This is a genomic window from Streptomyces sp. NPDC059037, assembly GCF_042740015.1.
Classification (GTDB): domain Bacteria; phylum Actinomycetota; class Actinomycetes; order Streptomycetales; family Streptomycetaceae; genus Streptomyces.
Genome location: NZ_JBHYIG010000172.1, coordinates 1 through 1205 on the forward strand (window position 1 = coordinate 1; position 1205 = coordinate 1205).

3 protein-coding genes are annotated in these 1205 nt (G+C 66.7%); 1 reads left to right on the top strand and 2 read right to left on the bottom strand.

Annotated features, from left to right (window positions below):
* Nucleotides 1-323 (bottom strand): MFS transporter (locus tag ACFWY6_RS29230; protein ID WP_384696434.1); only part of this gene is annotated, 323 nt, incomplete at its 3' end.
* A 14-nt stretch (nucleotides 324-337) separates the two neighbouring features.
* Nucleotides 338-823, bottom strand: a complete 486-nt coding sequence (locus ACFWY6_RS29235; RefSeq protein WP_384696437.1) for a MarR family winged helix-turn-helix transcriptional regulator — start codon at nucleotides 821-823, stop codon at nucleotides 338-340.
* Between the two features lie 172 nt (nucleotides 824-995).
* On the opposite strand from ACFWY6_RS29235, the gene ACFWY6_RS29240 reads away from it, so the two are divergent.
* Nucleotides 996-1199 carry a hypothetical protein gene (locus ACFWY6_RS29240; protein ID WP_384696440.1) on the top strand — a complete coding sequence of 68 codons (204 nt, stop codon included), beginning with the start codon at nucleotides 996-998 and terminating at the stop codon, nucleotides 1197-1199.
* The last annotated feature ends 6 nt before the right edge of the window (nucleotides 1200-1205 follow it).

Here is a 1205-nt window from a genome sequence, read left to right on the forward strand (position 1 = left end):
ACGTAAATGATCAGGGCTGTCTGTACGAGCGCCTTCTTGCTGAAGAGGTCGGACAGCTTGCCCCACAGCGGGGTGGTCGCCGTCATCGCGAGCAGCGACGCGGTGACGACCCAGGTGTAGGCGGACTGGCCGCCGCCGAGGTCGCCGATGATTTCGGGCAGGGCGTTGGAGACGATCGTCGACGACAGGATCGCGACGAACATGCCGAGCAGCAGGCCGGACAGGGCCTCCATGATCTGGCGGTGCGTCATGGGGGTGCCGTCATCATGCGCCCCGTGCTTGGCGTGGCTGCCCCGCACACCGGATGGTGTGGTTGTTGCCATGGGCTTCCTCTTCGTTACGCGGGTGTACGGGTGGTCTCTTCAGAGGGGTGGGGGAGCCGGGCCGAAGCCGCACGGCAGTCCCCGAAGCTGTCGCGCAGTCGCGCGAGCAGCGTGCTGAGCTGGACGACCTCGTCGTCGGACCAGTCATGCAAGTAGTGGGTGAGTGTCCTGATGGACAGGTCGGACAGCTCGTCGACCTTGGCCTTGCCCGCCGGGGTCAGGCGCAGGATCCGGGAGCGCTTGTCGGCGGGGTCGGGGTCCCGGTGGATCCATTCCTTCTCCGCCACATGGGCCACGTGCCTGCTGGTCACCGACATGTCCACGGCGAGCAGTTCGGCGAGCCTGCTCATCCGCATCTCGCCGTGCCGGTCGAGCAGGACGAGTACGGCTGCGGATCCGCCCGGGCAGTCGGCCGGCAGGCCACGTCCCAGGCCGCGCTTCACGGCACCGATCGCGCTGAGCTGTCGGGCCAGCTCCTCGTACTGACGCTGCGCGGCCACGACACCTCCTATGTTGTTGCTTAGGGCAACGATAGAGACAGTTGGTTGCCGCAGGCAAACTAAAACCGGACCAACGCCCTAAAGAGTCGGCAAAGGTCTGGGACCACGCTCGTAAAGTCCCTGGCCAGAGGGGGTTGGGCCGGGAGCGGAGGATTCGCTAGGGTCCTTCTCCATGGCACACAACCCCCAGGGTCCCCAGGGCAACCCCGACCCCGCCGGCAGCACACAGATGTTCCGCGCCTTCGTGGACGAGGAGCCGCAGTCCAGCCGCCAACAGCAGACGGCGGCGTCTTCGGGCCCACGGATCGGCTTGATCATCGGAATCGTCGTGGCGATCGCGGTGGTGGCGGGCGTGGCGTGGCTGGCGCTTAAGTAGGGGGAG

Excerpts from the sequence above, each read along its gene's own strand:
- ACFWY6_RS29240 (WP_384696440.1), top strand. The coding sequence starts at position 996 with ATGGCACACAACCCCCAGGGTCCCCAGGGCAACCCCGACCCCGCCGGC.